This window comes from Bacillus sp. MRMR6, assembly GCF_001940785.1.
GTDB lineage: Bacteria > Bacillota > Bacilli > Bacillales > Cytobacillaceae > Neobacillus.
Genome location: NZ_MSLS01000002.1, coordinates 59,636 through 78,850, shown reverse-complemented (window position 1 = coordinate 78,850; position 19,215 = coordinate 59,636). Strand labels below are relative to the sequence as shown.

Here is a 19,215-nt window from a genome sequence, read left to right as displayed (position 1 = left end):
AGCCGCTAACTGTGGCTTTTATGATTCTCTCTGAAAAAAACCCTCCACTTGATGACATTTTGTTTTTCCCTGAGGAGATAGACCAGTACTGTAAGGGTTACTAGAAAGATTAATATGATACTAGGAGTAAACCTGCTGATGTATTCACCAAAAATCGTGTAGAACAATGCAATTGGGACATTCGTGACGAACGATGCCTTTAGGTATTCCCTAAACCCTGGTTTTCTCTGCATCAGACAAAAGTTTAATAAATGATAATGTACAAAAGGTATTAATCTTAACAGCGCAATCTGTCCTGTTGTGAGATTGCGGTATTCTCCAAACCAGCGATTTTTCACCTTAATCAATTTTTCATGTGTTTTTGGCATCTTATCTATGAAAATATAGAAAAAAATACTGACCCCCATTAAACCAATGATGGTGAAAACCGTCCCCCAAAGTGTTCCAAATAAAATACCGCCTGCAATGACAACTACTGATACCGGGATAAATAAAAACGACCTTACTAAATGAAAGATAATAAATGCCAATGGAGCTAAAATTCCGCCTGCTTCTACCACAACAAATAATAAAGCCAAATCCTCATTCATTTAACATTCCCCCTGGATGTTAAACCTGTTGTCATTTAAGCATATAAAAAGAGCCATGCTGTTATGTCAACATAGCCCAAAAATAACTAAATAGTCCTAATTCAATCACCGCAAGAAGCGGAAATCCAACCTTAAATGCTACATGCTTTGTCTTATGGCGATAAAGCTGCATTCCCGCTGCTCCGCCCACAGCCCCTCCGAACAATGCCACAAGCCATAATGACTTCTCACTAATCCGGTACTGACGCTTTTTAGCACGTGATTTATCAATGCCCATCATGATGAAACCGACGAGATTCATGATTAAATAGGCTCCTCCGAAATATGCCATCTCAGCCACTCCCTATAGAAAAAGCCATCCTCAAAGTTAGAGAATGGCCTTTATCATGTTCAGCTGCAGCGCCTAGCCTCGACAAGAAGTAAGGCGCTTTCGCTATTCTAATTACTTGTTTTGTTGTGTTTTTGCAACGGTTGCTAATTCAGCAAATGCAGCTGCGTCGCTTACTGCTAATTCAGCAAGCATTTTGCGGTTTACTTCGATACCCGCAAGCTTCAGTCCATGCATTAAACGGCTGTAAGAAAGACCGTTGATACGTGCTGCTGCGTTGATACGAGTGATCCAAAGTTTGCGGAAGTCGCGCTTCTTTTGACGACGATCGCGGAATGCATACATTAAAGATTTCATAACCTGTTGGTTAGCTACTTTATATAATGTATGTTTTGAACCATAATAACCTTTTGCTAATTTAAGAACTTTTTTACGACGCTTGCGCGTTACAGTACCGCCTTTTACACGTGGCATGTAATTTCCCTCCTAGATAAATCGAGATTGCTCGAGATTACTTAATGTTTGTTAATAAGAAACGAATGCGCTTGTAATCGCCTTTAGATACGATAGAAGCTTTGCGAAGTTTACGCTTAGCTTTCGTAGATTTGTTTGCAAATAAGTGGCTTGTGTAAGCGTGAGAACGCTTCAGTTTACCAGAACCAGTCTTCTTGAAACGCTTTGCAGCGCCGCGGTGTGTTTTCATTTTAGGCATTGGGATTGTCCTCCTTATTACTTTTCAATTTTCGGTGCAAGAACGAGGAACATACTGCGTCCATCCATTTTTGGATGAGACTCAATTGTCGCCACTTCCTTACAATCTGAAGCAAAGCGGTCTAGTACACGTTGACCGATCTCTTTATGGGTAATCGCCCGGCCCTTAAAACGGATTGAAGCTTTTACCTTGTCGCCTTTTTCCAAGAACTTAATAGCATTGCGAAGCTTTGTATTAAAGTCATGCTCATCAATCGTTGGGCTTAGACGAACTTCTTTAGTCGTAATAATTTTTTGATTCTTACGAGCCTCTTTATCTTTCTTCTGCTGCTCGAATTTGAATTTGCCATAGTCCATAATTCGGGCTACTGGAGGCTTTGCATTTGGTGCAACAAGTACCAAATCAAGATTTACTCTTCCAGCAATTTCTAACGCTTCGATTTTGGATTTAATTCCTAACTGTTCGCCATTTTGGTCAATCAAGCGAACTTCGCGAGCGCGAATACCCTCATTTAACAACATGTCTTTGCTAATAATTAGCCACCTCCAAGGTTTATCAAGAATACAACGTTCGGGTCAAGAAGCTTGAGAATGCTCTCCCTTTCAAACCTGACTTATGACTCTAAGTTGTTGCACCGGCAAGTATTGAAAAACTTTTAGATGCTTTTTTACAAATAAAAAAGTGCGGATGAATACACCCACACTTTTACAGAACATAAGTAATAAAACAAATAGTTCACGTAAAACCTGCCAACTGCTCTTTCGCGTCAATCAGGTGAGAAGCGGGTGCTTCTTCTTTTTTCCCTAAAACAAGTATTCAATTTTTACCTTGATAACTATAACATAAACAAAGACGTGTTGTCAAACAACCATTTGTTTATGACAACGAGATTTATTTTAACAAGAAACAAAAGATTATACAACCCTTTTTTTTCATTGTAAAAAACAAAAGGAGAGCTTTCCTCCCCTTTTGACGTTCTTATCCGCGCTCGACTTCTGCTTTCAATGCTGCTAAGAACTCAGAGAATGGCGCTGTTGCTGACTTTTGCTCTCCATATTTACGAACATTAACAGCATTTTCTTCCACTTCTTTATCCCCAACTACAAGCATATATGGTATTTTTTGCATTTGTGCTTCACGGATTTTATAACCGATTTTCTCATCACGGCCATCTAATTCAACCCTAAAGCCATCGTTTTGAAGCTGCTCCTGAACCTGCTTTGCATAGTCATAATGGACTCCAGGAGAAACCGGGATTACCTGTACCTGTACTGGTGCAAGCCAAGTAGGGAAAGCTCCCTTGTATTCTTCGATTAAGAAAGCAACGAAGCGTTCCATTGTGGAAACCACTCCACGGTGGATCACGACTGGACGGTGTTGCTTGCCATCTTCACCGACATAAGTTAAATCGAATCTTTCAGGCAATAAGAAGTCAAGTTGTACAGTTGAAAGTGTTTCATCCTTACCTAATGCTGTTTTAACTTGAACGTCCAGCTTCGGACCATAGAACGCCGCTTCGCCTTCCGCTTCGTAATAGTTTAGGCCAAGATCATCCATCGCTTCTTTCAGCATTCCTTGTGCTTTTTCCCACATCGCATCATCATTGTAGTACTTTTCAGTATCCTTTGGATCTCGATAAGATAAGCGGAAGCTATAATCGTTAAGATCAAAGTCCTTATAAACAGCTAGAACCAGGTTAACAACACGCTTGAATTCCTCTTTAATTTGGTCTGGACGAACAAAGATATGGGCATCATTTAAAGTCATACCGCGTACACGCTGAAGTCCTGAAAGAGCCCCGGACATTTCATAACGATGCTGTGTTCCAAGCTCGGCAATTCGGATTGGAAGCTCACGGTAGCTGTGAATGGCATTTTTATAAACCATCATATGGTGTGGACAGTTCATTGGGCGCAATACTAGCTGCTCATTATCCATTTCCATAACCGGGAACATGTCTTCTTGGTAGTGATCCCAGTGGCCAGAAGTTTTATATAAATCTACACTTCCCATAACTGGAGTGTAGACATGGTTATAGCCCAGACGTTGTTCCTTATCTACAATGTAACGCTCAATCACTCGGCGAATGGTTGCTCCTTTTGGCAACCACAATGGCAGACCTTGTCCAACGAGCTGTGAACTTGTGAAAAGGCTGAGTTCTTTACCGATTTTACGGTGGTCGCGCTCCTTTGCTTCTTCAAGTAAGCGAAGGTGCTCCGCCAAGTCTTCCTTTTTAAAGAAGGCCGTGCCGTAAATACGCTGAAGCATCTTATTGTCGCTGTTCCCACGCCAATAGGCACCGGCAATACTTAATAGCTTAAACTCCTTAATTTTGCCTGTTGACGGAACATGAACACCGCGGCATAAGTCAGAAAAGTCGCCCTGCTCATAAATAGTAACTGTTTCTTCACTAGGAATGGCTTCAATTAATTCAAGCTTATACGGGTCATTGATTTGCTTAAAGAACTGTACAGCTTCGGATCGTGAGACTTCTTTGCGGACCACTTCAATATTCTCGTTCACAATCTTTGCCATTGCTTTTTCGATTTTTGGAAGGTCTTCAGGTGTTAAAGATTCTTCAAGGTCGATATCATAGTAGAATCCACCTTCAATAACTGGTCCTACACCAAGGTTTGCATTTGGATAGAGGCGTTTAATCGCCTGTGCCATTAAGTGTGCTGTACTATGGCGTAGGATTTCTAGCGCATCTGGCGAGTCCTGTGTAACAATTTCTATTGAACCGTCTTCAAGGATTGGACGGCGAAGATCATATAATTGGCCATTCACTTTACCTGCAATCGCCTTTTTCTTAAGGCCAGGACTGATTGAAAGGGCAATATCTTCCGTTGTTGTTCCCTGAGAAAACTCCTTTACTGCTCCATCTGGAAACGTAACTTTCACAACGTCTGACATTGACATAGTAATTCCTCCTCGTGAGAAAAGCGGAAGCACCTTGCCAGGGGTGACAGGAGTAAGACGTTCGTCAAGAAGGTTGCTCTTTAATCTTCTTGACGGATTGGCTTATGACCCCAGCCCCTAGGCGCTGTAGCTAGACAATTCTCGAATTTTTGATAAAAATAAAAAAACCCGTCCCTGGAAAAGGGACGAGTTTAATAAACACGTGGTTCCACCCAATTTTTTATCTCTATGAAAAAATAGAAATAACTTTATTGTTTGGGTAACGGTTGGCGCCGTCAGCGATTACTAGCTTCGGTAAAGAAGGGTTCACAGCTGAAGTTTAAAGGCGGTAAGTATTTAGTCCGTGCTAGGAGGCTTGCAGCCATGTCCTCCCTCTCTGATAACCGTGAAGAAATACTATTGTCCTCATCATTACATTTACATGAATAGATTTTGTCTAGCTTCAGCGCCAAGCCACCCAAGACATAATCCAACGTTAATGGAAGGCAAAAAGTACACCTTCTGTCACGCTCGTCTTATGCTCATCGTGCCTAAACAAGGCGCTTCCACATTTCTGACTATGTAGTGTATTATAATGACTAGATTTTAAAAAATCAAGAGACATAAGTACAATAGCATTTATTTTTTAAGCACCGTTTTCCCTTGCCGTTTGTTCCTCATGATACGTTTGCTTGGTTCCACGTAAACCTTTGAACGGTTTAATGGAGACTCTTTCCTCAAAAATGCTTTTAATTGTCCGCACGAGTGGTTCCTCTGGATTCTTGGTGTAAAGGTGAATCGTTGTCGGTGCAATTGACAGCAACGGTGCAATCGAAGCAGAATCAACATAAACCGGATGATTAAAAAGAAGTTTCCGGTCAATCATTTTGGTTAATTCTCCCCGTTTAAGTTCCTCAAGCTGATCATTGTAAAACGTGATTTCTTCATCAAACAAAAGATGGAGGGTTTCAATTTTAGGTTCACGGTCTGCTAAGAAATCACGGAGCATTTGGACAAATATTTGATATTCCTGCTCCATTTTATACTCGTCAATCGAAATTTCCACATAGCTCTCTAAGGCTTGGAGATACGGACGCAAACGAAATTTCAAGAATGAATCAAACGAAAATGAAATATTATGTTGAAACATTTCATCAATCGCTTCCTTAATTTTTGTATCCTCCGTATTTTCCTTGATAAAGACAGCAAGATCTGCCCTTTCCCCTTCAAGTACGGAATATACAATGTCAATAATTTGCTGCTGCTCTTCCGGGTCTTCGTAATAATATTGTTCTGTTAATATGGCTCGTAACCAATCATCACGCTTAATTTTAGTGATAAACTCCAAAAATGCCGTTTTAATATTGTCAAATGCTGTTCTTGTTAAGCTATTATCCAATACCTTTACTATATGTCGATCTTCTGAAAGAAGAATATTAGGGTTATCAAGATTATATTGTAAGCTCATCAGCATGTGATTATAAAACCTTTTCGCATCCAATTTATTCTGGAAGATGATTTCTGCCAACCAAATCCCCCCTCTTGGCTAGTCTTTGTTTTTCTATTTATATGGGGGACTTGGCCAAATTAGAAGTTAAGACTGAGGGCTTTTCCTGTATTGTGAAAAATTTTTCTCAAAAGAAAAGGATTACCGGAAAAATCGGTAACCCAACATTCTTAATGTCTTCTGTTATGGCCTTTAACCAGTACAGGTTCACTCACACTTTTAATTCTTTCCATAATTCTTCGAGCTTTCATCTTTTCTTCTTCACCACGTTGGCTATAGGTCAAGTGATGCTCTAACTGGCCGTAGTCAAAGTTCGAGGTGAAAAAGGTCGGCAGCTTTTCCAGCATCCTAAATTGTAAAATCGGCCCTAGTACCTCATCTCTTGTCCAACTTGACACTGCCTCTGATCCGATATCATCGAGCATTAATACCGGTTCTTTTTTCAATGCTTCGATTTTTTCATTTAAAGTAGAATCCCCAATTGCACTTTTCATTTCTCGAAGCAATTCCGGAACATAGACGATCATCGAGGATATTTGCTTGTTAGCTAATTTATTTGCTATTGCCCCTAGCAAATAAGATTTCCCTACACCAAATTCCCCATAAAAGTATAATCCCTTTGATTCTAAACCTTTTTCATAATTCAGTATAAACTCGCCAGACTTTTTAATGGCTATCACACGTGAGTTATCATGTTGTAAATCATCGAAGGTAGCGTTTAAAATATCTTTAGGCATATGCAAACTCTTGATTAATTTTTCATTTTTCCGCTTTTCGTCATCCATTATTTTTCTCGGACAACGCTCATATCTTACATCAATCGTATTCCTGTTTATCACCAACTCCGGATGATAACCTTTCATCATGTTGATGCATCCCTCTAGGCTTTCACACTTATTACATTCCTTACTTTGGTTAGTAAATTCAAATAATTTCACTAAGCTTTTTTCAATCATCTCATTCGTAATGACATCATGATTTTTTCTAATAAAATCCTTAATTTCTGGGTGATTAAGGGTATCCTGACGCTGTTTTTCATATCTTTTTTGAAAATCCCCCTGTGAGGCTAACCGTTTCAGTGTTTTATTAATTTTTTCCATAAGTCACCTCTTAATCCTCTAATGCCTTCAATATTTCTTCCATTTTCCGCTTTTCTGCCTCTAGATCCTGCTTTTTTTCTTGCTTTTTATTTTCAACTTTCAATTCCGGTGCCTTATCAAACCAATCTGGAAGAAGTTCTTTTCGAATTGGTTTTTGCCATGAACCCTTTCCAGCTTTTTTACTCTTTGCCTCACGGCTGGTTCGGTCATCATTTTTTGCTATTTCCATGGCATCCTTCACCGTTTTCACTTGTTTTCTCGCCCAGTGACTTGCGATGCTATCAACAAACGAACTTGTAAATTTCATATCTGATTTCCTCATTGCCACTTCAATCAACACATTTACGACACCAGGGGGAAGCTGATATTTTATCATAATCTCTTCTAGAATTTTCAGATTTGCCGTAGAAGGTTCCACCCCACCTGAGAGCTCTTTAAAAACTACAAGAGGAGAAGTCGTTTCGTACGAATGTATCAATTTTTCCTCTTGGGTTTGTGGCTCGGTTAACTGTACACGATAGGCAGCAGGCTGAGTACGATTAATGAGACTAGGAAGTTGATCATAATTCTCAAATTGATACCAATCACGAGCGCTCTTCCTTAGATTCCCAATATTTATTTCATCTTTTTCATCAAGAGMACCGAGTACAAAGTTTTTCATTTCAATTGGACTAATATTATATAAGTATGCCAGGTTGCTAATAACGTCTTTGACTTTTTTTGTTAGTGCCTTAGGGGGGACTAGTGATTCATTTAAACCCGCCATTAATAAATCAAAGTTAAAGGTATCCATATTCAGTTGAATTGGCTTTGGTTCCTTACGGCCAATGAACTGTTGATTCTGTTCTGCATCTAATTCTTCTGACAACCCACGCGTATACTTTAGACTGCTTGGAGTAGCAGAAATAAATACGTCTTGAAATGCCCTCGTTACATCAACATAATCATTTCCCTTCGGCTTACTTATATCACTGAAAAATCGTTTAAGTCGGGAAAAGTGATTTTTTCCAATTTTACGGTATAGATAAATATTCAACATGCCATCCAAAAAAAATTGTTCTGGGGTTAATGGAGGATGGAGTTCATAAATAAGCGAACGCTCATCATCTTTCGTTTTAACCAAGGTTTTTAGTAATCCAATACCCTCAAGCTTTAATCTAGCGTCATATATATCCTTTAAATTCATCTCCAACAAGTTCATCAAAAAATGATGTGTGGAGGACTCGGACGATAATTTATTTTCCTCAAGCTCAGCCCATAATGTCATGTACAAGCTTAAGCAAGTTGACCCTACTAAAGGCTGATATAAAAACGTCAGCACTTTTCGGTCATACTCATGCAGCAATCCATTAGACATTACCACATAGCGGTCAATTGGAGTTAATTCCTGCCAATGCTGCGCCATTTCCTTCAAAACCTTTCTTAATTTAAATATAGGCTGTGTTTGGATAATATTGAGTAGATTTTGTTAGAAATCTGCGAGACTCCAGCGGGGAATACGAGCCGGGTGAGACCCCACAGGGCGGAACGACCGAGGAGGCTCACCGGGGAGCCCGCGGAAAGGGAGCGGATTTCTAAAAAAATCTACACTAACCAATAACACAGCCTAAGTGGAAAAAGAGCCAAAATCAAGATTTAGCTCTTAGGATTTTTCTTTATTGATAAGCTCTTTTAATTCTTCAATAAACACATTAATATCCTTAAATTGACGGTAGACAGAAGCAAACCTTACATATGCGACTTCATCAACATGTGCAAGCCGATCCATCACCATTTCGCCAACCAATTCACTTTTTATCTCAGAAACGCCTTGATTCCTAAGTTCTTTTTCTACCCCTTGCGTAATATCTTCCAATTCCTTTAAAGCAACAGGGCGTTTTTCACATGCTTTAATTAGACCGCGCAAAATTTTGTCACGGCTAAATTCCTCGCGTGTCCCTTCCTTTTTTACAACAATGAGCGGGATTTCCTCAATTTTTTCAAATGTCGTGAAGCGATATCCACATTCCTCGCATTCACGCCTTCTTCGTGTAGCACGTCCATCATCCACTGGCCGAGAATCAAGCACACGTGTACCATAATTTTGACATGAAGGGCATTTCATGTTGAATCAGCTCCTAAATCTAGCCTAACACTTATAAACGATAAGCTTTTCTAATAATATCTTATAAAAAAGAAAACCTTAACACAAGAAGATATTATCTAGTTTTGATCGGGCTATGTAGTTTATTGATACGCTCATAGTATGCAATAATCCGGTTTTTTAAAGTTGGATTGATGCCAAGCGGCGCCATCTTTTCAGTAGAAATATTAAAGTCAATTCCTGTTTCTAAAGGTTTAACAGAAACGATGGTAATGATTAAGAAACACGGAATAGGTTTAGATATTTCAACCGCAATTTCGCCATGGTCTTTTGAAACAGTCACAATCCGGCAATCTGCATCTTCCCGGAATAACTGTTCAACCGATTGAAAAATCTGATTAAACGTTCCTTTATAATAATGTGTTTTTAATGAATCATCCTTGTGCTTATCTGRTGTTTCGATGTGTTTCCTAAAACGTGTAAATAAATCGCTAATACCCATGATTGCCTCCTAAATGTGTTGTTAGTTTTATTTTACATCATTTTAAAGGAAAATAGAAAAAGAGGTGTAAATAAAATACACCTCTTAGCACATTTGTTTTAATAGATATTATAAAACTTTAGTTTGTTTAACTTGAACCGGACCCATACCACGTGGAATTTCAATATTTTCACGTGTTTGTGCATTCAATGCCTCAGCAATATAATCAGCAGCAATGTTTGGATTTAAATCACCGCAAGTATATACGTCAATGCTTGCATATCCGTGCTCCGGGAAGCTGTGGATTGTTAAGTGTGACTCAGAAATAATAACTACTCCGCTAACACCCTGTGGTGCAAATTTATGAAAAGCTACCTCGCGGATTTCAGCACCTGATTTAAGAGCGGCCTCAACAAAAGTTTGTTCAATAAAGTTCATATCATTCAATTTCTCAAAGTCGCATCCCCATAATTCAGAGATTACGTGACGTCCCATTGTTTCCATATTCATATTCCCCCTCTAACCATTTTTGCTTCATTCTTGAAATCCTGTTATTGACGGTATTTTTGTAACCACCACGGGGGAAAGTTAGTCCAGAGAGGTCCTAACCCTTTAAGTAATCACATACTACCTAATTTCAAGAAGTTCACGATGACTAGTATACTAATTTTATATTTCTTTTGCAACCTATCAATCTAATATTTTTTCTCTTTTTAAGATAATGGTTAAGAGGGCACCTATTATGAGCATTTTTCTAAGTAATTTAGACATATTAAAACCAGTTTATGCACAGTTTTTTAGCGTTGCGACTCTAAAAACGACAAAAAATGCTGCCTGTTTGACAGCATTTTCTTTAGTTAGCTAACTTTTACCTGTTTAGCCTTTGCCATTTCGCCGACTACATGCATGGTCAGATCTACTACGCGTGAAGAATAGCCCCATTCATTATCATACCAAGCTAACACCTTCACTTTTCTTTTGCCCATAACCATGGTTGATAACCCATCAATAATAGCAGAGTGTGGATTTGTATTAAAATCAACTGATACGAGCGGTTCCATAGTTACATCTAATATTCCCTTTAATGGTCCGTTTTTTGCTTCATTAAAGGCTCGGTTAATATCATCCATTGTTACATCCTCATTTAAGTCAACCACTAAATCTACTAAAGAAACATTCGGAGTTGGCACACGCAGTGCCATCCCATGTAATTTACCTTTTAATTGGGGTAGGACTAGCGCTAATGCCTTAGCAGCCCCGGTAGAAGTGGGAATAATAGATTGTCCACATGACCGTGCTCGACGTAAGTCTTTGTGTGGATTATCGATATTCCGCTGATCGTTTGTATACGAATGAATAGTCGTCATTAACCCTGTTTCAATTCCAAATTTATCATCCAAAACTTTTGCCACTGGTGCAAGGCAGTTGGTTGTACACGATGCATTTGAAATCACATCATGATGATGAATATCAAGCATATTTTCATTCACGCCCATAACAATGGTCACATCTTCATTTTTTCCTGGAGCAGTTAGAATCACTTTTTTTGCCCCCGCATCCAGGTGAAGACTTGCTTTATCACGAGAATTGAATTTGCCTGTTGCCTCAATCACTACATCTATTTTAAGCTCTTTCCATGGCAGTTGTTCGGGGTTGCGATTATTTAATAAGCGAATTCTCTTCCCATTCACAACTAGTTCATGGTCTAAAGCAATTACATCCCCGTTAAATTGCCCATGTATTGTGTCATACTTAATTAAATGAGCTAATGTCTCTGCTGGATAACTCGCATTTATGGCGATTATATCAAGTTTATTTTCAAGGATTGCTTTCCGAAAAACCATCCTTCCAATTCTCCCAAACCCGTTTATTGCAATTCTCCCCTTCATTTCACGGCCCCTTCCTTATAAGTGTTATACTTTTAATCTGAATTGTTGTAATTAGTATAACACATTAAAAGAAAAAAGTGATAAATAAACGTGCGGATTTTTATAATGTTTTACTATTCTGATTATTTTATTTCACACACAAAAAAAAGAAGGGTAAACATCCCTTCTAATCTAAAACTCCCCAGCTCTTTAAAATCTCTACTAGCTGCTGTTTGGTTTCGTTTATGGAGCCGTTGTTGTTGATGACGGCGTCTGCTAATGAGATTTTATCAGATAGGGGCATTTGCGAGTTTATTCTGGCCTCTGCATCCTCTAACGACAGATTGTTTCTTTCCATTAACCGCTTTAATTGTATATCTCTGTCCACGTAAACAAGGATTGTTTTATCAACCATGGAAGTAAGCTTGCTTTCAAACAGGAGCGGAATATCGAGGACAACCACCTTTTCTCCGCCACGTATGGCGGCATCAGTCTGGTCTTTCATTCTTCTTCTAACGTCTGGATGGACAATTTCATTCAAGAGCTGTCGTTTTTCAGCATGATAGAAAATGACCGATCCTAGTTTTTGCCGGTCTATCTCACCGTTATCTAATAGAATTTCTTCCCCAAACTCAGCAATAATCTTCAGATAGGCCGGTTCTCCCTTTTCAACAGCCCGGCGTGCCTCGACATCTGCATCGACAATCACAATCGCCATTTCTTTAAACATATTTGAGACTGTACTTTTTCCACTGGCAATACCGCCCGTTAATCCGATTACAAGTGACATTGGTATATCCTTTCTATCGCCTCATATTTTGAGTATTCCAATAATAATTAATAAAATTCCTGGCAGGAACGTAAACTTCTGCACGTAATCGATTCTATGAAAGAATCTCCCGCACTTTATCCCTAGTATAAGAAATAAAGAGCTCATTACGGCGACACTAATCGCTAAATAGTACGGGGAAAAACCAAGCATAGCTGCTCCAATACCAGCACCAAAAGCATCTAGAGACAGGGCAAAGCCTAGCATAAATGCTTCAATACCGGTGATTGTACCCGATTGGTCAAAGTCAGCTGACATCGGTTTTTTTAAAATATTGATAGCGATTCCTAAAGAACGGATTTCAAAATTAACAATTGTTTTTTCGTGCTTGACCTTTTCCTTTTCTTTCTCGGGCCGAAAAAATTGATACAGGACCCAGACACCTAGACCAATAAGAATGAATCCACCAAGACTTTTTGTAACGCTCGGAGAGAAAACTTGTTCAAGCGCATGTCCTATGGAGACTGCAATTATTAAGGAAAAAGCAGAACAAGTAGCAATAATTAGCACTGATTTGATTGGCAAAACCATCCGCCTTAAGCCATACGTAAAACCAACACTAAAGCTGTCAAGGCTTAGCGCAAAAGCTAGCAAAAGAATGGAGAACAAATGAAACATGGTGTATAAGGCTCCTTCCGTCAATCACTACGATAGTATATGGAAGGAGCCCATCCATTGTTAAAAGAAAAGCTCTAGACCTTTATAGTTTTTGGCAGTGCGGGCAAAAATGAGTTCCTCTGCCGCCAACAGTTGTCTTCTCTAGAGGAGTGCCGCAGTTTTTACATGGTTCTCCTTTCCGCCCGTAAGCGTATAACTCCAGCTGAAACATTCCAATTTCACCTTGAGAGTTAACATAAGAGCGGATTGTACTTCCCCCTTTTTTAACAGCTTCACTTAATGTATTAATGATTTCTCTGTGCAGTCCTGCAATTTCGTCCTCACTCAAGGAGTTAGCAATTCGTTCTGGATGAATACCTGCTCGGAATAAGGCCTCATCTACATAGATATTTCCGAGACCGACCAATATTTTTTGATCCAAAAGTGCGGGTTTCACTTTCCGATTGGTCTTTTTTAGCTTTTCGCTTAAAAATTCTTTTGTAAATTCTTCAGAAAAAGGTTCAGGTCCGAGTCCAATTAGCGGCGGTTTGTCAAACTCTTCCCCCTTATTATACAAGTGCATTGTTCCAAATTTACGGACATCGCGGTATCTTAATTCGCTTCCATCAGTGAAGTGGAACAAGACATGTGTATGCTTATCAAAGGACTCCTCTTTTGGATAGAGTCCGTATTTCCCTTCCATCCGCAAATGTGAAACCAACGCGTAGTGGTCGGTATAGATGATCAGAAACTTTCCTCGTCTGCCCACATCCTCAATGGTTTCACCTTTAAGAGCATCGATAAATTGTTCAATATCTACGGGATTTTTAATTATTTTTGGCCAAAAGATGGTTATTTTTTCAATTTGCTTATTTGAAACAAGCTGTTTTAGCGTTTTCCTAACGGTTTCAACCTCTGGCAGCTCAGGCATAATGGACCCCTTTCATTGGTTGTATAGCAAGCAACAGTGTCTAGATCTCCATCCTGACTATTTCGCATCGAACCAACTTGGTCCATACGCGTAGTCAACCTTTAGCGGAACTTTCAATTCTAATGCCTGTTCCATCACCAAAGGCACCAGTTTCTTTAGTGTTTCAAGCTCTTCTTCAGGTGCTTCAAAAATTAATTCATCATGTACCTGAAGCAGTAATCGTGTTTTTAAGTCTTTATCCTTTAATGCTTCCGCCATATCGATCATCGCCTTTTTAATGATATCGGCTGCACTTCCTTGGATCGGCGTGTTCATCGCCGTTCTTTCCGCAAAGCTTCTAAGGTTAAAATTACGGCTTGTTATCTCAGGAATATATCTTCGTCTATGCAGTAAAGTAGATACGTAGCCTTTTTGTTTAGCTGAATGAATGATCGTATCCATATATTCTCTTACTCCAGGATAGCTATCCAAGTACCGTTCAATAAATTTCCCAGCCTCTTTCCGAGTAATACCTAAGCTTTGTGAAAGACCATAATCACTAATCCCATAAACGATTCCAAAGTTTACCGCCTTTGCATGGCGCCGCATGTTTGAAGTGACATCCTCGGCAGCAACATGAAAAACCTCCATCGCTGTTTTCGTATGGATATCGAGGTCATCCTTAAAGGCCTGAATTAGCTTTTCATCCTCAGAAATATCAGCAAGAACTCGTAATTCAATTTGCGAATAGTCGGCTGCAAAAATGACCCAGCCTGGTTCTGAAGGGATAAAGGCTTGACGAATCTTTCTGCCTTCCTCCAGACGGATCGGGATATTCTGAAGGTTCGGGTCAATGGAACTCAGTCTGCCTGTTGTCGTTAAGGTTTGTTGGTATCTAGTATGTACCTTGCCCGTTTTTGGATGAATCACCTTTAATAATCCTTCAATATAGGTTGATTGCAGCTTTCCTAACTGCCTGTAATGGAGGATATATTCGATGATTTCATGATCTTCGGCAAGCTTTTCTAGTACATCTGCTGAGGTTGAATAACCCGTCTTCGTTTTCTTTAAGGCTGGAAGATTTAATTTTTCAAAAAGAATAACACCTAATTGTTTAGGGGAATTGATATTGAACATTTCTCCTGCTAACTCATAGATTTTTGCTTCAATTTCCAAAAGTCTGTCATGGATTTCTCCGCCCATCTTTTGAAGGCGTTCTTCATCCACCTTAATTCCGCAAGACTCCATATCCGCTAAAATGAGTGATAACGGCATTTCTAAATCTGCAAACAGTTCATATTGTTCATTTTTATATAATTCTTCTTCTAGCAAGAGCTTTAGATCTGACATAGCCACACTTTTACGAACAAGATGTTCTGCTAAAACGCTTGATTCTGGGATGCTCCGCTTCGCCCCTTTACCGTAGAAGGATTCGTCACTTTGCATTTTTCGCACTCCAAAATATTTTGCAATGGAAGCAAGATCTTCGATTGTTTCAGAAGGATTGATAATGTAAGCTGCCATTAGGATGTCAAAGTCGACACCTTTTAAATGGATAGCATGTCTTCTTAAAGATACCTCTGAGCGTTTCACATCATAGACCGTTTTCTTTTTTGTTGCATCCTCTGCCCATTTTTTGAAGGTGACTGATTGGATAGCAGCATCGGCAGGCAAATAAAAATACCCTTTTTCATTAACAAGTGAAAAGCCGATAACTTCAGCATAATGATAATTATCATCCAGCATTTCTACATAAAAATAATTTTCGTCAGCAAAAATATCATCGGTAATTTGGTCCACTGTTTCAAATTCAAGGTCTTCGAGCACTACCTCCTCAGTTCCGGAAGGATCCTCTCCGAGCTTGTCCAATAAGGTATTGAAGCCAAGTTCTTTGAATAATGACACAATTTTATCTCTTATATAACCCTCATATAGGATGTTATCTACCTCTACCTCTACTGGGGCATGCCTTTCAATCGTTGCAAGCTCCTTGCTCATGATTGCCTGGTCTTTGAATTCGGCCAATTTCTCTTTAAGTTTATTACCGCTTACTTGCTCAACCGATGCAAGTAAATCCTCAAGAGTTGAAAATTCCTTTAAAAGCTTAATCGCCGTTTTTTCACCAACACCGGGAACACCAGGGATATTATCAGAAGGGTCACCCATTAACCCTTTCATATCAATAATTTGTTCAGGGGTTAAACCATACTTCTCCATAATATGTCGAGGAGTATATTCTTCAATATCCGTGATTCCTTTACGGGTGATTCCAACTGTTACCTTTTCTGAAGAAAGCTGTGTTAAATCTTTATCCCCAGAAATTACTTTCACCTCATAACCGTCTTGTTCAGCGGTAAGTGAAAGTGTTCCGATAATATCATCTGCTTCATAGTTTTCCAGTTCATATCTTTTAATCCCATAAGCATCTAGAAGTTCTCGTATGTACGGAAATTGCTCTGATAGTTCTGGAGGAGTTTTTTGTCTGCCGCCCTTGTATTCTCCAAAGGTTTTGTGGCGGAAGGTGGTTTTCCCTGCATCAAAGGCTACGAGCATATGTGTTGGTTTCTCATCCTCAATGATTTTCATTAACATCATCGTAAAACCGTACACAGCGTTCGTGTGAATTCCTTTATCATTATTTAGCAGCGGCAGTGCAAAAAAAGCACGGTAAGCTATACTATTCCCATCAATTAACACTAGTTTTTTCTGTTCCATCGAATTTCCCCTTCCAGGCATTACATATACTTTTGAAGTTCAATGACAAATTCACTGCCTTCACCAACTTTACTTTTCACTGTGATATGTCCATGATGTGCTTCTACTAAATGTTTCACAATGGCTAGGCCCAGTCCCGTCCCGCCTGAATCTCGGCTTCTCGCCCGGTCGACTCGGTAAAAACGCTCGAATATTCTTGGTATTTCATTGGAAGCAATTCCGACTCCGGTATCAATCACATGTACAGCTACTTTTTTCCCATGATCAATGATGGATACCTTTACATACCCTTTTGCCGGAGTATATAATATGGCATTCGTTATTAAATTGATAAAAATTTGCTTTAGTCGATCAAAGTCTCCCTGGATGTATAAATCATCAACAGGACATTCTAGGCTGAGATTAATTTCTTTTGCATATGCCTTTTTATCAAGCATGGTGTTGACATCCTTCAGTAAGGCAACCAAATTAACCTTTTGGATATGGAGTCTAAATTCTTGATGTTCAATTTTTGAAAGATCGAGCAAATCCTGAATAAGGGACTGAAGCCGGTCACTTTCTTTGTTAATTATCGATAGGAAGGCTTCTAATGTTTCTTTATTGTTCATCGCCCCATCTAAAAGTGTTTCTGCAAACCCTTTTATCGATGTAACAGGGGTTTTTAATTCATGAGATACATTGGCAACAAAATCTTTTCTCATTTGCTCCAGTTTTTTTAACTCGGTAATATCATGGAAAACGAGTAAAACACCCTTCCATACATTGTTTATCCCAATAATTGGGATACCATACGCAACAAAGTATCTTCTCTCAATTGCTAACGGCAGCACCAGGTGTTTACTGACTTTCTGCTCAGTACGGAACACTTCTGCAATTAAATCACTTACTTCTTCATGCTCAATGATTTCATAATATAATTTATACATATAATCAGCTGATTTTACTTGGAAGATGTCAACATAGCCTTTGTTAACTAAATTTATGTATCCTCTACTATCGATTAAGAGTAATCCTGCCTCCATATTCTCAATCAAAGCCGTGAGCCTGTCCTGCTGCATTTCCTGAGCTTTTTTCATTTCTTCAAGATTCTGTGCTAGCGTGTTGATGGAGGTACTCAACATACTCGTTTCATTCATGCCATTCGAAACGGACCTTGCTCGGTAATTTCCATTAGCAAGCTGGATCGCAGCGTTTGTTGCTGATTCAATTGGCTTCGTGTATCTTGAGGTAATCTTGATACCTAGGTATATAAAGGCAATCAAGGCTATTCCTAAACTAATCGATAGAATCCACCAAATTTGCCCATAGGCTTCTTTTAGTTCATTCGTTTTGGTTATGATAAATAAATAGCCCTCTTCTTCACCATCCTGTAAGATCGGTCTCCAAGCATAGTACAAATCATATTCATCTTGTTCAACAAGTTTTGTTTCTTGTTTTGTTCCTTCAATGATCACTTCCTTGATATTTTCTTTTAAGCCCTTTAAATTGGATTGACTCTCGTAGCCGCTGTCATGCAGAATCATTCCTTCTGTATCTGTAATCGCCAATCTGACGTTTAGCATTCTGCTAAATATTTTGATATCCTGAGTGGTAACATTGTTTACCCCGCCGTTATCCTCAATATAAATACTTAATAAATTGATTTCTTTTTGTAATCGCTCATTATACGTTTCTAAATAATAGCTTTTAAATAACTGACCAAGTAAGATTCCCAATCCAACCAAAATGGTGATAATTAACGTTATAAGGGCAATGAGAAGTCTTGTTCGGAAATTACTCATTGTCCGCTAGGTTCCTCCAGTTTATAGCCTAGACCGCGGACGGTTTTTATATAGATAGGTTTCTTCGTGTCTTCCTCGATTTTTTCTCTTAAATGTGAGATATGTACATCTACAATCCTCGTGTCACCGGCAAACTCATAATTCCAAACTGCGCTTAACAGTTGATCACGGGTTAAAACACGATTTTTATTCTGAGCCAGATAGTGAAGTAATTCATATTCTTTTAGTGTTAACTCTAAGCGGATTTCATTAAAGAATGCTTCATACTTATGAGGGAATATTTTTAAGCTCCCAATCCCAATTTGTTGGTTTTCTTCTAACTGACCATCTGAGCTATTGTCAGATTGAATCTGTACTCTTCTAAGGATTGCTTTTACACGTGCAATCACTTCCCTTGGACTAAAAGGCTTAATCATGTAATCATCAGCCCCAAGCTCAAGGCCTAAGATTTTATCAAATTCATCGTCCTTTGCTGTCAGCATCAGGATGGGGGTCATAATTTTTTGTTGTCTGAGCAGCTTGCATACTTCCATCCCGTCCAGTTTAGGAAGCATAAGGTCAAGTATCATGATATCCGGCTGCATGGTTTCTGCCAGTTGTTTTCCCTCTAAGCCGTCCATTGCAGTCAGTACCTCAAAACCTGCTTGTTCTAGGTTATATTTTAATAATGTAAGGATTGACTGCTCGTCATCCACAACAAGAACTTTTTTCATCCGTAACGCCTCCTGGCTTTAATACACTTCCTCTTCATTATAATATAGAACGAAAAAGAATACCTGCAACAAACCTGCACCAGTTAGTTTTCACGAAAAAAAG

Annotated in this window: 19 protein-coding genes and 2 other annotated features; all 19 genes read right to left on the bottom strand. The window is 39.1% G+C overall.

The window, feature by feature from the left end:
* Positions 1-5: 5 nt before the first annotated feature.
* Complete coding sequence (locus BTR25_RS02630) at positions 6-590, bottom strand: TVP38/TMEM64 family protein (protein ID WP_075685884.1); 585 nt, start codon at positions 588-590, stop codon at positions 6-8.
* Between the two features lie 61 nt (positions 591-651).
* A complete protein-coding gene (locus tag BTR25_RS02625; protein ID WP_075685882.1) occupies positions 652-921 on the bottom strand; it encodes a DUF1294 domain-containing protein in 270 nt (89 codons plus the stop codon).
* Positions 922-1,032: 111 nt separating this feature from the next.
* Entirely contained in the window at positions 1,033-1,392 is a 360-nt protein-coding gene (rplT, locus tag BTR25_RS02620) for a 50S ribosomal protein L20 (RefSeq protein ID WP_075685880.1), read from the bottom strand.
* Positions 1,393-1,429: 37 nt separating this feature from the next.
* Positions 1,430-1,630, bottom strand: coding sequence for a 50S ribosomal protein L35 (gene rpmI, locus BTR25_RS02615; protein WP_075685878.1), 201 nt, complete (start codon positions 1,628-1,630; stop codon positions 1,430-1,432).
* Positions 1,631-1,647: 17 nt separating this feature from the next.
* Positions 1,648-2,166 carry a translation initiation factor IF-3 gene (infC, locus tag BTR25_RS02610; protein WP_175596693.1) on the bottom strand — a complete coding sequence of 173 codons (519 nt, stop codon included), beginning with the start codon at positions 2,164-2,166 and terminating at the stop codon, positions 1,648-1,650.
* Positions 2,167-2,299: 133 nt separating this feature from the next.
* Positions 2,300-2,433: a sequence feature (ribosomal protein L20 leader region), on the bottom strand.
* Positions 2,434-2,608: 175 nt separating this feature from the next.
* Positions 2,609-4,543, bottom strand: coding sequence for a threonine--tRNA ligase (thrS, locus tag BTR25_RS02605; RefSeq protein ID WP_075686455.1), 1,935 nt, complete (start codon positions 4,541-4,543; stop codon positions 2,609-2,611).
* Positions 4,544-4,727: 184 nt separating this feature from the next.
* Positions 4,728-4,970, bottom strand: a binding site (T-box leader).
* A 204-nt stretch (positions 4,971-5,174) separates the two neighbouring features.
* Positions 5,175-6,056, bottom strand: a complete 882-nt coding sequence (locus BTR25_RS02600) for a putative sporulation protein YtxC (RefSeq protein ID WP_075685874.1) — start codon at positions 6,054-6,056, stop codon at positions 5,175-5,177.
* Positions 6,057-6,205: 149 nt separating this feature from the next.
* Positions 6,206-7,135 (bottom strand): primosomal protein DnaI, encoded by a 930-nt coding sequence (gene dnaI / locus BTR25_RS02595; RefSeq protein ID WP_075685873.1) that lies wholly within the window; start codon positions 7,133-7,135, stop codon positions 6,206-6,208.
* A 10-nt stretch (positions 7,136-7,145) separates the two neighbouring features.
* Complete coding sequence (locus BTR25_RS02590) at positions 7,146-8,540, bottom strand: replication initiation and membrane attachment family protein (RefSeq protein WP_075685871.1); 1,395 nt, start codon at positions 8,538-8,540, stop codon at positions 7,146-7,148.
* Positions 8,541-8,777: 237 nt separating this feature from the next.
* Positions 8,778-9,239, bottom strand: coding sequence for a transcriptional regulator NrdR (gene nrdR, locus BTR25_RS02585; protein WP_075685869.1), 462 nt, complete (start codon positions 9,237-9,239; stop codon positions 8,778-8,780).
* A 94-nt stretch (positions 9,240-9,333) separates the two neighbouring features.
* Positions 9,334-9,720 carry a hypothetical protein gene (locus tag BTR25_RS02580; RefSeq protein WP_075685867.1) on the bottom strand — a complete coding sequence of 129 codons (387 nt, stop codon included), beginning with the start codon at positions 9,718-9,720 and terminating at the stop codon, positions 9,334-9,336.
* 108 nt (positions 9,721-9,828) lie between these two features.
* Entirely contained in the window at positions 9,829-10,203 is a 375-nt protein-coding gene (gene speD, locus BTR25_RS02575) for an adenosylmethionine decarboxylase (RefSeq protein ID WP_075685865.1), read from the bottom strand.
* Positions 10,204-10,556: 353 nt separating this feature from the next.
* A complete protein-coding gene (locus BTR25_RS02570) occupies positions 10,557-11,588 on the bottom strand; it encodes a glyceraldehyde-3-phosphate dehydrogenase (RefSeq protein WP_075685863.1) in 1,032 nt (343 codons plus the stop codon).
* Positions 11,589-11,754: 166 nt separating this feature from the next.
* Entirely contained in the window at positions 11,755-12,357 is a 603-nt protein-coding gene (gene coaE / locus BTR25_RS02565) for a dephospho-CoA kinase (RefSeq protein ID WP_075685861.1), read from the bottom strand.
* A gap of 21 nt (positions 12,358-12,378) precedes the next feature.
* Positions 12,379-13,014: a sporulation membrane protein YtaF gene (ytaF, locus tag BTR25_RS02560; protein ID WP_075685859.1), complete on the bottom strand. Its 636-nt coding sequence runs from the start codon at positions 13,012-13,014 to the stop codon at positions 12,379-12,381.
* A gap of 82 nt (positions 13,015-13,096) precedes the next feature.
* A complete protein-coding gene (gene mutM, locus BTR25_RS02555) occupies positions 13,097-13,924 on the bottom strand; it encodes a DNA-formamidopyrimidine glycosylase (RefSeq protein WP_075685858.1) in 828 nt (275 codons plus the stop codon).
* Positions 13,925-13,981: 57 nt separating this feature from the next.
* Positions 13,982-16,618: a DNA polymerase I gene (gene polA, locus BTR25_RS02550; RefSeq protein ID WP_075685856.1), complete on the bottom strand. Its 2,637-nt coding sequence runs from the start codon at positions 16,616-16,618 to the stop codon at positions 13,982-13,984.
* A gap of 20 nt (positions 16,619-16,638) precedes the next feature.
* Positions 16,639-18,399, bottom strand: a complete 1,761-nt coding sequence (pnpS, locus tag BTR25_RS02545) for a two-component system histidine kinase PnpS (RefSeq protein WP_075685854.1) — start codon at positions 18,397-18,399, stop codon at positions 16,639-16,641.
* Positions 18,396-19,112 (bottom strand): response regulator transcription factor, encoded by a 717-nt coding sequence (locus tag BTR25_RS02540; RefSeq protein ID WP_075685852.1) that lies wholly within the window; start codon positions 19,110-19,112, stop codon positions 18,396-18,398. Before BTR25_RS02540 ends, pnpS begins: the two co-directional genes overlap by 4 nt.
* Positions 19,113-19,215 lie beyond the last annotated feature (103 nt).